General features: G+C 45.1%; 14 protein-coding genes. 13 read left to right on the forward strand and 1 reads right to left on the reverse strand.

The genetic code is table 11. The annotated features are described in order from the left end of the window. Positions 1 to 86 precede the first annotated feature (86 nt). The 13 genes from P4361_RS10745 to P4361_RS10805 all read left to right on the forward strand — a co-directional run bounded on the left by P4361_RS10745 (position 87) and on the right by P4361_RS10805 (position 12,194). Positions 87 to 1,175 carry a type III polyketide synthase gene (locus tag P4361_RS10745; protein WP_062235269.1) on the forward strand — a complete coding sequence of 363 codons (1,089 nt, stop codon included), beginning with the start codon at positions 87 to 89 and terminating at the stop codon, positions 1,173 to 1,175. Positions 1,176 to 1,180: 5 nt separating this feature from the next. Beyond that, on the forward strand, positions 1,181 to 1,741 hold the full coding sequence (locus P4361_RS10750; protein WP_328089376.1) for an isoprenylcysteine carboxyl methyltransferase family protein: 561 nt from the start codon (positions 1,181 to 1,183) through the stop codon (positions 1,739 to 1,741). A 74-nt stretch (positions 1,742 to 1,815) separates the two neighbouring features. Further along, positions 1,816 to 2,988 (forward strand): D-alanyl-D-alanine carboxypeptidase family protein, encoded by a 1,173-nt coding sequence (locus P4361_RS10755; protein WP_328089377.1) that lies wholly within the window; start codon positions 1,816 to 1,818, stop codon positions 2,986 to 2,988. Further along, a complete protein-coding gene (locus tag P4361_RS10760; RefSeq protein WP_256225972.1) occupies positions 2,981 to 3,574 on the forward strand; it encodes a nucleoside recognition domain-containing protein in 594 nt (197 codons plus the stop codon). The genes P4361_RS10755 and P4361_RS10760 overlap by 8 nt, the downstream gene beginning before the upstream one ends. 3 nt (positions 3,575 to 3,577) lie before the next feature. Then, complete coding sequence (locus P4361_RS10765) at positions 3,578 to 4,108, forward strand: spore maturation protein (protein ID WP_053358011.1); 531 nt, start codon at positions 3,578 to 3,580, stop codon at positions 4,106 to 4,108. 106 nt (positions 4,109 to 4,214) lie between these two features. Beyond that, complete coding sequence (locus P4361_RS10770) at positions 4,215 to 4,964, forward strand: pseudouridine synthase (RefSeq protein WP_053358012.1); 750 nt, start codon at positions 4,215 to 4,217, stop codon at positions 4,962 to 4,964. A 52-nt stretch (positions 4,965 to 5,016) separates the two neighbouring features. Continuing rightward, positions 5,017 to 5,544: a thiol-disulfide oxidoreductase ResA gene (gene resA / locus P4361_RS10775; RefSeq protein ID WP_328089378.1), complete on the forward strand. Its 528-nt coding sequence runs from the start codon at positions 5,017 to 5,019 to the stop codon at positions 5,542 to 5,544. A gap of 14 nt (positions 5,545 to 5,558) precedes the next feature. Beyond that, positions 5,559 to 7,172 carry a cytochrome c biogenesis protein ResB gene (resB, locus tag P4361_RS10780; RefSeq protein WP_328089379.1) on the forward strand — a complete coding sequence of 538 codons (1,614 nt, stop codon included), beginning with the start codon at positions 5,559 to 5,561 and terminating at the stop codon, positions 7,170 to 7,172. 19 nt (positions 7,173 to 7,191) lie between these two features. Then, complete coding sequence (gene ccsB, locus P4361_RS10785; RefSeq protein ID WP_256225970.1) at positions 7,192 to 8,382, forward strand: c-type cytochrome biogenesis protein CcsB; 1,191 nt, start codon at positions 7,192 to 7,194, stop codon at positions 8,380 to 8,382. Between the two features lie 117 nt (positions 8,383 to 8,499). Beyond that, on the forward strand, positions 8,500 to 9,219 hold the full coding sequence (locus P4361_RS10790; protein ID WP_062235285.1) for a response regulator transcription factor: 720 nt from the start codon (positions 8,500 to 8,502) through the stop codon (positions 9,217 to 9,219). Then, complete coding sequence (locus P4361_RS10795) at positions 9,216 to 11,006, forward strand: ATP-binding protein (protein ID WP_328089380.1); 1,791 nt, start codon at positions 9,216 to 9,218, stop codon at positions 11,004 to 11,006. Before P4361_RS10790 ends, P4361_RS10795 begins: the two co-directional genes overlap by 4 nt. 178 nt (positions 11,007 to 11,184) lie before the next feature. Continuing rightward, positions 11,185 to 11,358: a hypothetical protein gene (locus tag P4361_RS10800; protein WP_328089381.1), complete on the forward strand. Its 174-nt coding sequence runs from the start codon at positions 11,185 to 11,187 to the stop codon at positions 11,356 to 11,358. Positions 11,359 to 11,384: 26 nt separating this feature from the next. Beyond that, positions 11,385 to 12,194: a histidinol-phosphatase gene (locus P4361_RS10805; RefSeq protein WP_328089382.1), complete on the forward strand. Its 810-nt coding sequence runs from the start codon at positions 11,385 to 11,387 to the stop codon at positions 12,192 to 12,194. Between the two features lie 111 nt (positions 12,195 to 12,305). On the opposite strand, the gene serA is transcribed toward P4361_RS10805, so the two are convergent. After that, complete coding sequence (gene serA, locus P4361_RS10810; RefSeq protein ID WP_328089383.1) at positions 12,306 to 13,877, reverse strand: phosphoglycerate dehydrogenase; 1,572 nt, start codon at positions 13,875 to 13,877, stop codon at positions 12,306 to 12,308. Between the last annotated feature and the right edge of the window lie 70 nt (positions 13,878 to 13,947).

Raw genomic sequence — 13,947 nt, forward strand, 5'->3', positions numbered from 1 at the left:
AGGCTTTTTTTATTAGAAAGAAATAAGGGCGTAAAACCGGTATTAAAAGGGAAAACTTACGTAACTACCCATACGGAGGTTTCAACATGCCCAAAATTGTATCCGTTCAAACAACGAATCTTCCACATAAGCTGGAACAAGAACAGGCTCTCGAATTTGCACGGGGATTATTTTCTCAGTCATTTAAAGATATTGAGAGACTTCTGAAGGTGTTTCACAATGGCGAGATTGCGACCCGCCATTTTGCGAAGCCGCTGGAGTGGTTCAAAGAAACGCACTCTTTTCAGGAGAAGAACGATTTTTACATCGAAACCGCAACCAAGTATGGCGGAAGAGCGATTAAAAAGTGTCTGCAGGATTCCCCCTTTTTAAGAAGGAATATTGAATATAAGGAGATTGATGCGATTTTCTTTATTTCCAGTTCTGGTTTTTCCACACCGAGCATTGAGGCAAGAATCATGAATGAACTGCCATTCTCACCCCATACAAAACGGGTGCCGATCTGGGGGCTTGGCTGTGCGGGAGGGGCATCGGGTTTTTCCCGAGCCTATGATTATTGCCGGGCGTATCCGAAAGCAAACGTCCTCGTACTAAGTGTGGAGCTGTGCAGCTTAACGTTTCAGCATGATGATCACAGTAAAAGCAACCTTGTCGGCACATCGCTCTTTTCAGACGGGGTCGGCTGTGCGCTTCTTTGCGGCGATGAGTCGGATGCGGCAGAAGCCTCAGCATTTCAAGCGATACCTGAAGTGAAAGATACGATGTCCACACTTATGCCGAACTCTGAAGATGTCATGGGGTGGGATGTGAAAGATAACGGACTCTATGTGGTATTTTCAAGGGACATACCGAATATTATCCGGGGCTGGCTGAAACCGAACGTGGACGAGTTCCTCGAAAAGAACAGCTTAACCGGGAGGGATATCAAACACTTTATCGCTCATCCGGGAGGAAAAAAAGTATTAGATGCCTACATTGATGCTCTTGAGATACCGCCGGAAAAGACGGAGATTTCCAAAGCGGTGCTGAAGGAGTTTGGCAATATGTCGTCAGCTACGGTGTTTTATGTGATGGAACGGTTTATGGCAAGAATGCCTGAACGGGGTGAAACCGGACTGATGGCAGCGCTTGGACCCGGTTTTTCTTCTGAACTGCTGTACATACAATGGACATAGGGGGGATGATCGTGTTTTTTCTTTTTCTCGGTGCACTGATTCTTCAAAGGCTTGCAGAGCTTGTAATCGCAAGGAGGAATGAAACGTTTCTTCGTTCGAAAGGAGCGTTTGAAGCAGGACAGGAACATTACAAATGGATGGTGGCGATTCATGCTTCATTTTTTTTCTTCTTGCTCCTCGAAGTCACACTATTCCATAAAGAGCCGGCCACCTGGTGGTGGATCCCTTTCTCTCTTTTTTTACTCGCCCAGATGGCCCGTGTTTGGTGCCTCAGATCGCTCGGGGCCTTTTGGAACACGAAAATTATTATTCTGCCTGGGGCACAAGTGGTGGCAAGAGGCCCTTACAAATATATCAGACACCCAAACTATTGTATCGTAACCATGGAGATCATCACGATCCCTCTTGTCTTTCAGGCCTATTTCACAGCTTTTCTTTTTCTTGTTTTAAACGCTGTTATCCTATCTGTCCGAATTCCAACAGAAGAGAGAGCCCTTCAGGAGGCAACCGATTACAGACAGCGATTCGACGGGAAACACAGATTCTTACCTGGTGACGAAACATAATTGGATATAATTTACCATCATAACCGTCCTGTTTTTGCATAAACTTGTACAAAACAACTAAGGACGGGATACTTATGCTCTATACATCGAAAAAATGGATTCTGCCGATATTAATAGCCGTAATGGTCTTTCCTTACGCGCCATTTTCAGCTCATGCTGATGGTCCTGGTGTTTCCGCGAGAGCTGCTATCCTCATGGATCAGGATTCAGGAAGAATCCTTTATGCCAGAAATGAACACCGGCCGATGCGGATCGCCAGCATCACCAAAATCATGACTGCTATACTCGCGATTGAATCTGGAAAACTTCAGGACCGGGTGACGGTCAGCGAAAAAGCGACCAAAACGGAAGGTTCTTCACTTTATTTAAAGCCAGGTGAGCATATTTCCCTAAATGATCTGGTATATGGTTTAATGCTTCGCTCAGGGAATGATTCAGCTGTAGCCATCGCAGAGTATGTCGGAGGCAGCTTTGATGGTTTCGTTTACATGATGAATCAAAAAGCCCGGGAAATCGGCATGAAGAACACGCTTTTCCGCAACCCGCACGGACTTGATGATCATGATGACCATTATTCCACCGCCTATGATATGGCGGTGCTCACACGTTATGCCATGGAGAATCCTAAGTTCCGAGAGATATCGTCCTCTGCTATCTACCGGTCTCCTCAAGAAGGCGAGAAGTGGGATCGGGTTTGGCGAAACAAAAATAAAATGCTTAAACGGTATCCCTATTCTACGGGAGGAAAGACCGGCTATACAAGGCTTGCAAAACGAACACTCGTATCGACAGCCAAGAAAGACGGAATGGGGCTCATTGCAGTAACGCTGAACGATCCGGACGACTGGGAAGATCATGCTGCTATGTTTAATTTTGGCTATCGGACGTTTCACCTTGCCAGCATCGTGAAAAAAGGAGTCGTTGACGGAATCAAGCTGAAAGCCTATAAAAATAAGATTGAAGCTTCAAGAGATTTTCGATACCCTCTCATGAAAAGCGAGAAAAAAGAAGTTCAGAAATCCGTCACTCTATACCAGCCTCCAAAAGGAGGGAAGTGGAAAGAAGGAGCCATACCCAAACCGATTGGGAAAATGAAAGTAATGCTGGGGGAAACGATGATCGCCGATCTGCCTTTATATTATGAAGGAAAAGGATTGGTGAAGGAAGACAGCAAGACATTCTGGAGTGTGTTCAAGGACATGGTGGCATCCCTTTTCTCAATCAGCTCAGGTGTAAGACATGGTTAATTACATCTGGGTGGGGATGATGGTGACAGGGTTCATTGTCGCCATGCTGACTGGAAACGTCGATAAGGTGAACGCGGCTGTTTTTAAAAGCGCACAGGAAGCAGTAACGATCAGTCTAGGAATGGTCAGTATCCTTGTTTTTTGGCTCGGCCTCATGAAAATTGCCGAAAAGAGCGGACTGCTGGAAATGCTTGCCTTTCTGTTCCGTCCAATCGTCAAGCGCCTCTTTCCGGATGTGCCCGAAGGCCATCCTGCACTCGGTTATATTTTATCCAATATGGTAGCTAATCTTTTTGGCCTTGGGAACGCAGCTACACCAATGGGGATCAAAGCGATGGAACAGCTGAAGAAACTGAACGGCGGGAAAAATGAAGCGAGCCGCTCGATGATCACCCTGCTGGCGATCAACACATCAAGCATCACGCTGATTCCAACAACGATTATTGCGATCAGAATGAATTATGGATCTTCCAATCCTACAGACATTGTCGGGACAACGCTGCTCGCAACGGGAGTCTCGACGGTGTTTGCACTTTGTATTGACCGTTTTTTCTATTATCGGTCAAGCAGGAAGGGGAAGAAATAGATTATGAGTTTCATAAATTCATTTTCAATCTGGTTTATCCCATTTTTGATCGGCTTTATTTTACTGTATGGAACAGTAAAAAAAGTTCCGACCTATGAAGCCTTTGTAGAAGGCGGAAAAGAAGGGTTCTCCCTCGCTGTCTCCATGATACCTTATCTGGTCGGAATGCTCGTTTCTATATCCGTGTTCCGGGCTTCAGGTGCGCTTGATCTCTTGCTTGATTTCGGGAAACCGTTCTTTGATTTTATTCACGTCCCCGGAGAAGTGGTGCCGCTCGGTCTGATGCGCACCATTTCAGGAAGCGGAGCACTTGGCATGACCTCTGATCTTATCGCTTCCAACGGGCCTGATTCATTCATAGGCAGACTGGCCTCTACGATTCAAGGAAGCACAGATACGACGTTCTATGTTTTAACCGTCTACTTTGGAGCGGTCGGCATCCGCAAGATGGGGTACGCGCTGAAAGTAGGACTCCTTGCTGACCTGGTTGGATTTATCGCTTCTATCATCGTCGTTACCATCGTATTTTCATAGAACACACCGAACCCACAAATGTTCGGTGTGTTTTTGTGTGAAGAACATTGAAGCTCAGCTTGAGAAATGGAAGTGTAGAGAGTATGATGTTAAATGAGGTGAAATCATGGAACGTTTACAAAAAGTAATTGCCCAGAGCGGCATTACATCAAGGCGAAAAGCTGAGGAATTAATATTGGAAGGAAAAGTTAAAGTCAATGGAACCGTTGTGCAGGAGCTTGGTACGAAGGTTTCTCCAAAAGACCGCATCGAAGTAAATGGAGTGCAAATAGAAAGGGAACAGCCTGTATACTTTCTGATGTACAAGCCTTCGGGTGTCATCACTGCTGTTTCGGACGACAAAGGTAGAAAGGTTGTTACGGATTATTTTCAGGATATCGTGGAAGAGCGGATCTTTCCGGTCGGCCGTTTGGACTATGACACTTCTGGTGTTTTGATCATGACCAACGACGGTGCATTTGCCAATGAACTGATGCATCCGAAATATAAGGTGGACAAATCGTACATCGCGAAAGTAAAAGGTATTCCCGAACGTGAAGTGCTGAAAAAGCTTGAAAAGGGGGTCGTGCTGGAAGATGGCAAGACCGCGCCTGCAAAAGTGAAGTTCATCTCAGGGGACAGGAAGAAACAGACCTCTATTATTGAACTGATCATACACGAAGGTAGAAACCGGCAAGTCAGAAGAATGTTTGAAGCGATCGGACATCCGGTGATGAAACTGAAGAGGGAGCGTTATGCTTTTTTAGATGTGAAAGGGCTGAATCCTGGTGAATTCAGAGAACTGACGCCGCATGAAGTGAAACAGCTGCGCAACCAGGCTGTCACACAACCGTCAAAAAAGAGAGGCCATAAATAAAATTTCAAGCGTTATAGTTAAGTTGGGAACATATAAAATGGGGGCGTCATAATTGAAAAAGAAAAGAAGACTGGTGTTTCGCTCAATTCTTCTTGCCGTCATAGCTCTTGCCGTCGGTTATACCTTTTACAATAATGTGTTTCAAGATAAGAGCGGCAGTGTGCAAAAAGGCGATAAGGCACCTGATTTTGAGCTGACGGATCTGCAGGGAAACAAAGTCCAGCTGTCAGATTACGAAGGAAAAGGAGTGTTCTTGAACTTCTGGGGAACATGGTGCAAGCCTTGTCAGCGCGAGATGCCATATATGCAAAAGGAATATAAAGAGTATCAGAAACATGGAGTAGAGATTCTGGCCGTCAACGTTGGAGAATCCAATGTTTCTGTGAAAAATTTTGCGGACCGCTTTCATCTGTCCTTTCCTATTCCACTCGATGGTTCACGGGAAGTGACGAAGGCTTATGGCATCGGACCGATTCCTACAACATTCCTTGTTGATAAGAACGGAAACATCATTGAGAAAACGAGTGAATCACTTTCTAATGAAACGATTAAAGAGTATATGGAAAAAATCAAGCCGTAACGGGGTGTGCAAATTTGAAAACGATACAATGTGAATGCGGCCACAAGAATCCGTTCGGAACTGAGATTTGTGAATCGTGCGGGAAGCCGTTAAGCAACGAAAATTCGCGCGAGCTGATCAACATGAGGTATGAGGGCAGCGCGATTCGTTCCCAGACCTATAACAAAACGTTTATTGATAAGATCTGGAACTTCTTTTCATCCGTAAAAGTGGGCATTGGAATCATTATTGTTATTTTAATAGCAGCAGCAATCGGCACCATTTTCCCGCAAGAAATGTACATACCTCCCAATGTGGATCCAACGACGTATTATAAACAGGAATACGGGACACCGGGACAAATCTTCTATCTGCTCGGTTTTCACAACCTATATGGTTCTTGGTGGTTTTTACTGCTCCTTGCAGCTCTTGGTATTTCTCTCATTATCGTGAGCATCGACAGGGGCGTTCCTCTTTACAGGGCGCTTAAACACCAGCGGGTGACACGCCATGAAAGCTTTATGAAGAGGCAGCGTCTTTTTGCGGTTTCTGATCATGGGATCTCACTTGAGCAGGTGAAGAAGGTTCTGTCAGGCAAACGCTACAGAATTAAAGAAGATAACGGCAACATACTGGCAGAGAAAAACCGGTTTTCCAGATGGGGTCCTTATGTGAACCATACAGGGCTCATCATCTTTTTGATCGGAGCCATGCTTCGCTTTTTCCCGGGTATGTATACAGATCAGACACTTTGGATCAGAGAAGGGGAAACGACTGCTGTACCTGGAACGAAAACAGACGAAGGCCAGTATTATTTAAAGAACCATAAGTTTGTTATGGAGCTCTACAATAAAAAGGACAAGCAGTTCTCCAACGCACTAAACCAGGTGGGCAACGAGGTGCCGAAGAACTATCAGAGCAATATCACGCTCTATCATGCAAATCCTGCCCAAGTTGTAGGAGCAGCTCCGGAACTGAAGAAAGTTAAAGATGCTAAGATTAAAGTGAATGAGCCGCTGACATTCGGGGATTATGCCCTTTATCAAGTAGATTTCAAGCTGAACGAGTTTCATAGAATGAACCTGAAGCTTGAAAAGAAATCGACGGGGAAAAGCTTTGGGGAAATCAAGATCAATCTCTTTAATCCAAAGTCGGCGTATGATCTTGGAAACGGCTACAAAGTGAAAATGGTTGAATACTTCCCGAACTTTAAGCTCGATGAAGACGGCCAGCCGACAACAGAAAACAGCGTGCCCGACAATCCGGCATTCGTATTTAAGATGTTTACCCCAGAGACGCCAAAAGGAGAAACCGCTTTTATAGGAATTCGTAAGAACGTAGAAGCCGGCAACAACAAGTATAAGATGACCTTCTCCGGTCTCGGAACGAAAAACGTATCAGCGTTAACCGTCAAGAAGGACAAAACACTTCCAATCATTATTGTTGGCGGAATTATCTTCATGCTTGGGGTAGTCCAGGGACTGTACTGGAATCACCGCAGAATTTGGATTCAGCAGAAAAACGGGCAATTATGGATTGCTGCCCATACGAATAAAAACTGGTTTGGCCTGAAAAAAGAAATGCAGGCCATTTCGGAGGAATCCGGGCTGGTCATGCCTGTTGACCAAAGTGACGAAAAAAGCGCTTAAGCCCTGACTGGAGGTTATTATGGCTCAACTTAGCAGTAATTTGCTTTATATTGCATTTATTATTTATTTAATCGCAACAGCTGTCTTTGCCATGTCTCTTTCTGACAAAAAAGGAAAGGAAAAAGCAGCCTATACTAAGAAATGGGGAAGAACTGGGTATGTACTTTCCATCCTGGGCTTCATCTCACAGCTTGGATATTTCGTTACGCGATGGATCGCGAGCGGACATGCACCGGTCAGCAACCTGTTTGAATTCACTACTTTCTTTGGGATGATGATGGTGTTTGCTTTCATCCTTTTATATGGCATTTACAGAACAAATGCCCTTGGGGTGTTCGCGATGCCGATCGCCCTGCTGGTCATCGCATATGGCAGCATGTTCCCGAAAGATATCGCACCGCTCATTCCGGCACTTCAAAGTGATTGGCTGAAAATACACGTAACGACTGCAGCCCTCGGCGAAGGCATCCTGTCCATCTCATTTGCGGCAGGGTTCATCTACCTGATTCGCGTGGTTGATCAAAGCATTTCATCCAAAAAGACAAAGATGCTTGAGATCATTATGTATCTGCTCTTATGTGTACTCGGTTTCGTTCTTGTAAGTGCGATCTCTTCAGCAGCCGGTTATGAGACGAAGTTTGATTGGACGGACAAGAGGGATCAAAAAACGGAGTTGACGTACAATTTGCCGGCTCTCGTAGGCCCTCCGAACGGAACGCAGGCAGACAATCATTTCGGACCGCTACTGAAATCTCCATCCTGGATGAATGGTGATGAAGCACCAAAGAAATTTAACACATTCATCTGGTCCCTGCTCATGGGCGGAGTACTGTATGGGATCATCCGGCTGATCTTAAGAAAGCGGATCACCGCAGCCATTCAGCCAAAACTTATGAATCTTAAACCGGATCTTGTTGATGAGATCAGCTATCGCTCTGTTGCCATCGGTTTTCCTGTTTTCACACTTGGCGCACTCATTTTTGCGATGATCTGGGCACAGCAGGCATGGACAAGGTTCTGGGGATGGGATCCAAAAGAAGTATGGGCACTGATCACTTTCTTGTTCTATGCGGCCTATCTGCATTTTCGGCTTTCAAGAGGCTGGCATGGCGAGAAGTCTGCCTGGCTCTGCGTCATCGGATTTGTCATCATCATGTTTAACCTTGTTGCGGTTAACCTTGTGATTTCCGGTCTTCATTCCTACGCATAATTAGCGCAGGCCTATACCCTTCATGTCAGGTTTGTTTCCTGGTATGAAGGGTTTTGTGATATACAAAGTGTTCATGTATGATAGAAGGGCAGATACATATGAAATGGAGGAACAGCAGTGGAAAAAGAAGCGAAAATTCTTGTTGTTGATGATGAAGAAAGGATTCGCAAGCTTTTAAAAATGTATCTTGAAAGAGAAAATTACGAAGTAGATGAAGCGGAGAACGGAGAGGAAGCGCTTGACTACTCTTTGACCTTAAATTACGACTTGATCTTGCTGGACGTGATGATGCCCGGCATGGATGGAACGGAAGTCTGTGAAAAACTCCGGCAAAGGAAAGCCACGCCTGTTATCATGCTAACGGCTAAAGGTGAGGAGATGAACCGGATACAAGGATTTGAATCAGGTGCTGACGACTATATCGTAAAACCGTTCAGCCCCAGAGAGGTCATCCTCAGAGTGAAGGCACTGCTGCGCAGGTCTTCATCTACCAAGTTCCTGCAGACTGAATCCGTCGCTAAAAATATCATCGTGTTTCCGCACCTGACGATCGATCATGACGCTCATCGCGTGATCGCTGGGGGAAAAGAAGTCAACCTGACTCCTAAAGAGTATGAACTGCTGTATTATCTGGCGAAGACCCCGGATAAAGTGTATGCAAGGGAGCAGCTTTTAAAAGATGTTTGGAATTATGAGTTCTTCGGAGATCTTCGGACGGTTGATACTCATGTCAAACGGCTGCGCGAGAAGCTAAATAAAGTTTCCCCTCAGGCAGCATCGATGATTGCGACAGTGTGGGGAGTGGGCTACAAATTTGAGGTAGCTGAACAAGAATGATCTGGCGCAGCGTAGTCGGAAAACTTTGGGTAACCATATTGCTTCTTGTTTCCGTAGTCCTTTTTATTTTAACAGTGCTGCTTACACAATTCGTAGAAAGATACCACGATGAACAAGCAGAGCAGCAGCTTACCAAGCTTGCCCAAAAAATGGTGGAGCTCGTGGAGCATTATGACAACAGGGAAGAGGCTTTGCGGATTTCTTCAGAGCTAGTCGACGCTTATTCATTAAATGCGATGTTCATCATGGATAAAAAAGAATACTATTCTCCGACACTGAGGAAGAATGAGGAACCGGACTTGCCAGTTAAAGTGTTCTTTAAAAATGATTCACTGGCGTCCGTCTACAAAAAAGGAAACAAAGTCGTTAAAAAAGGCGATTTTCCCGTTATGTCAAATGGTAAAGAAAAACATAACCGGCTGCTGATCGTCGGGCTGCCTTTTAAAATGGAGAACGGGAAAACGGGTGCGGTGTACATCTACCAGTCACTCGAAAACATCGCCGAAAGTACGAACTATACGAAGCGCCTTATCTTTTTATCAGCAGGAATTGCCATTATCTTAACGACGATCTTTGCGTTCTTTCTTTCGAGCCGAATCACCGCCCCACTGCGTAAAATGCGGGAGGCGGCCTCCCATATGGCCAGAGGAGAGTTTGATATGAAGGTTCCGATGCTGACGCACGATGAGATCGGAGAACTTGCCATGGCCTTTAACCGGATGGGAAGGCAGCTGAAAAACTTTATTACTGCGCTGAATCAGGAAAAAGAACAGCTCTCAGGAATCCTTAGTTCAATGGCAGACGGGGTTATTACCTTTGACAGGAGAATGAGCATACTTGTATCCAATCCGCCGGCTGAACGCTTCTTGCAGGCCTGGTATTATGAACAGGGGATGGACCGTAACAAAGATAAGACCTTGCCTGATCAGCTTACAGAGCTGTTTGAGAATGTTGTTACCCTTGAAAAAGAACAGTACATTGAAATTGATATTCAGGGGCGAAGCTGGGTGGTGCTCATGACGCCTCTCTATAACCAGTCCTATGTAAGGGGAGCTGTTGCCGTTTTACGGGACATGACAGAAGAAAGACGGTTGGATAAATTAAGAAAAGATTTCATCGCGAATGTCTCTCATGAACTCAGAACACCGATTGCCATGCTTCAAGGATACAGTGAAGCGATCGTTGATGATGTGGCCGGCTCCAAGGAAGAAGAAAAGGAAATCGTTAAGATTATACATGATGAATCTCTGCGCATGGGCCGCCTTGTAAATGAACTGCTTGATCTTGCGAGGCTTGAAGCGGGCCAGATGAAACTGCACCCCGTTAATGTATCTGTCACTGAATTTTTTGAACGGGTAGTCCGCAAATTCTATGGAATCGCGAGGGAAAGGGAAATCGAGCTCATACTGGATATCAATACAGATGGTACGGCAAGACTTGATCCTGACCGGATCGAACAAGTGTTGACCAACCTGATCGACAATGCACTCCGCCATACAGCCAGCAGCGGTAAAGTTTCCATCCGGGTCGGTTCCGCTGGGCAAGGATTGAAGATCGAAGTTACCGACAATGGATCAGGAATCGCAGAAGAAGATCTGCCTTTTGTTTTCGAACGGTTTTATAAAGCGGATAAAGCCAGAACACGGGGGAAGAAAGGCGGAACCGGGCTTGGCTTGGCGATCGCCAAAAATATCGTGGTCAGCCACAGCGGCACGATTTCTGTTCACAGCAAGCTGAACGAAGGTACGACATTTTCGATCTTTTTGCCGCTATCTGTTGAAGAATAGGAAAACACCTCGATTATTCTTGTTCCATAAGAAACAAAAACACCATAAAACAAACGGCTGAAGTGAACTGCACTCCTCTTGTTAGACACAACTAACAACGGGAGGAGCAGTTTTTTTGTTCTGTTTTATGCAGAGCCGCATAACATGAAAAGGTGATTCTAGTTTCAGGGAGGAAAAGATGAAAGATTACGGAAGGCGATTTCTTGTTGTATTGGCTATCACCTTGTGCATCGGAATTCTGTTTGTGGGCGGCAAGGGCGGCAAGGCAAAGTCAGGAGAAAGTTTTGAAAAATACTTGAAGGAGGCCGAAATTCATGTTACAAAAGTGGATAAGGATTTGCCCAAGAATTAGGTTGAAAAATTAGAGGAGGAACAAGCTTGCCGACAGACTATCACAATCATTTAGAAAAGGGAACGCTAACACTGGACTATCTTGAAAGGTTTGTTAACCAGGCTAGAGAAAGAGAGATCAGCCATTTTGGAATCTCTGAACATGCCTATCATTTTTACCAAACGAAAGATATAGTGAGCAAACCTTGGATGGAAGAACGAAGATATTATGACATGAAAGACTATGTAGACTTATTTCATGAAGCATGGTCGAAAGATCTGGATGTAAAGATGTCGATCGAGATGGATTATACGCCAGGCCGGCATAAAGAGATGGAAAGTTTTATATCAAGCTATGATTTTGATTATGTGATCGGTTCCGTCCATTGGGTTGGAGACTTTGGCATTGATCTTGCTGAGTACCGGAAAGAGTGGGAACGAAGGGATCTTTATGAGGTCTACAGACAATATTATGATCAAGTGGTAACACTTGCAGATTCCAATCTTTTTGATATCATCGGGCATATCGACCTAGTTAAAATTTTCAACTACATACCGAATGATGAGGAATTTATTCTTGAACAATATGAACGGGCGACAGACGCGCTCAAGAATTCAAAAACATGCGTTGAGATCTCTACTGCCGGATTGCGCAAACCGGTTCAGCGGCTTTATCCAGAACCAGTATTACTAAAAATGTGTCGAAGCAAAGGGATTCCGATCGTATTTTCTTCTGATGCTCACGAACCGTCCCATGTGGGTGCTGATTATGGACAGGCTTTCCAACTGGCAAGGGAAGCCGGTTATACGTCTGTAATGACGTTTACTAAAGGAGAACGAAAAGAAATCCCGTTTTAAAGCATAAAAAAAGGGGCTGTCCTGAANNCGCACGCCCCGCGGAAAGCGAGCACCCTGGAACGGAAATCAACAGCTTACAGACTTCTTGGACAGCCCCTTTTTTTGTTGTTATTACAGGTTTATAGTAGTAGCGGATACTACGTCAGAGAGCTCCTTGATCCTCAGTAATACATCCTGATCCAGCTCTTTGTCAAATGTAAGCATCATGATCGCTTCACCGCCGGCCATCTTTCTCCCCACCTGCATTGCAGCGATGTTAACCTCCAGATCACCGAGCAGCTTTCCGACTCTGCCGATGACACCAGGCTTATCGACATGCTCAATGTATACGAGGAAGCCTTCAGGAACAAAATCAGTGGAATATCCGTTGATGTTGACCACTCTTGGGCCATAGCCGTTTATATACGTGGATTGAAGGCTGAAGCTTTCTGTTTCGCCGATAACACGGGCTTCAATGATATTTTCATAGCCTTGTGTTTCTGTGCTGTATTTTTCGCTAAATGAGAAGCCTTGCTCTTTCGCGATGAGCGTGGCATTGATATCATTGACAATCCGGTCTACTCTTGGCTGTAAGAATCCGGACAGAAGGCCTCTTGACACTAATCCTTTATCCAATTCTGTGATAGTTCCGGCAAAGGTAATCTTAATCTCTTTAATCGGAGAAGAGAATGACTGTGATAGAAACTGGCCGGAAACTTTAGCAAGTTCATAATAAGGATAGATCTTCTGAAAGTCGTCATTGGAGACGGCTGGAAGGTTCACCGCGTTTTTGACGGGCTTGCCTTTGGAGAAGGTTAAGATTTCTTTGGCAACCTGTGCAGCAACATTCATCTGTGCTTCTGCGGTTGAAGCCGCGATGTGAGGAGTGGCGATCACGTTCGGCAGGTGAACAAGCCGGTTCTCAACAGCCGGTTCCTGCACGAACACATCAAGGGCACAGCCTGCAATATGGCCGTTTGATAGGTAGGTGTAAAGGGCCTCTTCATCAAGGATGCCGCCCCTCGCACAGTTGATCAAATAAACGCCTTGTTTGGTCTTTGATAGATTCTCGGTGTTGATGAGGTTTTTTGTTTCTTTCGTAAGCGGTGTATGGACGGTAATAATATCACTGCTCTCGAGAAGTTCATCCAGGGTAACAGGAAAGACCTGCAGTGTTTTTGCCCTTTCTGTCGTTAGAAACGGATCAAACACTTGCACTTTTGAACCAAACGCACGAGCCCGTTTGGCAAGCTCTGTTCCAATCCTCCCAAGTCCTACGATCCCGAGCACTTTTCCGGAAAGCTCAGCTCCTGTAAAGCTTGAACGGTTCCATTTTCCTTCTTTAATCGATTGGTTCGCCTGAGGAATCTTTCGAAGGATTGCCATGATCATCGCAAATGTATGCTCAGCTGTGGAAATCGTGTTTCCATCAGGTGCATTAATGACCAGAACTCCACGCTGTGTTGCTGCATCGATATCAATGTTATCCACACCGACACCTGCACGCGCTACAATTCTAATGTTGTGAAAAAGGGATAGGAGTTCTTTTGTTACTTTAGTGGCACTCCTTACGACCAAAGCGTCGATACTCTCTGGATCTTGAACGTCCTCAACACTGCCATAAATGACTGAAACGCCGGACTCTTTCTCCAGAGCTGCCATTCCTTCTTTTGCTATTGAATCTGCTGCCAGCACACGAAACATCTCATCCACTCCCAGTTTGTAATTACAGCTTATATAGCCAGAATATTTATATAATATTGATAATTTAACA

Origin of the sequence: Fictibacillus sp. B-59209, from assembly GCF_036216745.1 — a bacterium.
GTDB classification, from domain to species: Bacteria; Bacillota; Bacilli; order Bacillales; family Fictibacillaceae; genus Fictibacillus_C; species Fictibacillus_C marinisediminis.

What these genes read in the sequence shown, in the direction of transcription:
- P4361_RS10745 (WP_062235269.1), top strand. Translation starts at nt 87, where the DNA reads ATGCCCAAAATTGTATCCGTTCAAACAACGAATCTTCCACATAAGCTG.
- P4361_RS10750 (WP_328089376.1), top strand. Translation starts at nt 1,181, where the DNA reads ATGATCGTGTTTTTTCTTTTTCTCGGTGCACTGATTCTTCAAAGGCTT.
- P4361_RS10755 (WP_328089377.1), top strand. Translation starts at nt 1,816, where the DNA reads ATGCTCTATACATCGAAAAAATGGATTCTGCCGATATTAATAGCCGTA.
- P4361_RS10760 (WP_256225972.1), top strand. Translation starts at nt 2,981, where the DNA reads ATGGTTAATTACATCTGGGTGGGGATGATGGTGACAGGGTTCATTGTC.
- P4361_RS10765 (WP_053358011.1), top strand. Translation starts at nt 3,578, where the DNA reads ATGAGTTTCATAAATTCATTTTCAATCTGGTTTATCCCATTTTTGATC.
- P4361_RS10770 (WP_053358012.1), top strand. Translation starts at nt 4,215, where the DNA reads ATGGAACGTTTACAAAAAGTAATTGCCCAGAGCGGCATTACATCAAGG.
- ccsB (WP_256225970.1), top strand. Translation starts at nt 7,192, where the DNA reads ATGGCTCAACTTAGCAGTAATTTGCTTTATATTGCATTTATTATTTAT.
- P4361_RS10795 (WP_328089380.1), top strand. Translation starts at nt 9,216, where the DNA reads ATGATCTGGCGCAGCGTAGTCGGAAAACTTTGGGTAACCATATTGCTT.
- P4361_RS10800 (WP_328089381.1), top strand. Translation starts at nt 11,185, where the DNA reads ATGAAAGATTACGGAAGGCGATTTCTTGTTGTATTGGCTATCACCTTG.
- serA (WP_328089383.1), bottom strand. Translation starts at nt 13,877, where the DNA reads ATGTTTCGTGTGCTGGCAGCAGATTCAATAGCAAAAGAAGGAATGGCA.